Here is a 367-nt window from a genome sequence, read left to right as displayed (position 1 = left end):
ACAATTATGAAATTAACTCATGTAAAAAAATCCTGACAAATATGCCAGGACTTTCGTTTATCTTTATTGTTAGTGTTTTTATTCTTGTTATACTCTTCTTAGACTATTAAAGTTTATTTGGGGCAGTTGTTCTAGCAACTGTCTCAAACATATCCTTTTTCTTTTAATGAAACAAACATTCCACTTGAACCGATTATCCCATGGTCTAACAACTCAATTCCTACAGTTTTGCCAACCTCAACCAATCTCTTTGTAACATCAATATCTTCTCTACTCGGAAATGCGTTACCACTTGGATGATTATGAGCCACAATAATTGAAGCAGCACTTAATCTGATAGCTTCTTTGAAGTAGGGTAAGAACCCGG

1 protein-coding gene is annotated in these 367 nt (G+C 34.3%); it reads right to left on the bottom strand.

Annotated features, from left to right (window positions below; all coding sequences use genetic code 11):
• Window positions 1-143: 143 nt before the first annotated feature.
• A partial coding sequence (locus COJ96_RS25510) for a JAB domain-containing protein (RefSeq protein WP_306460618.1) occupies window positions 144-367 on the bottom strand: 224 nt, incomplete at its 5' end.

The organism is Bacillus sp. AFS073361, from assembly GCF_002567005.1.
Taxonomy (GTDB): domain Bacteria; phylum Bacillota; class Bacilli; order Bacillales; family Cytobacillaceae; genus Neobacillus.
Note: the sequence above shows the minus strand (reverse complement) of the source record. Positions and strands in the feature narration are given on the sequence as shown.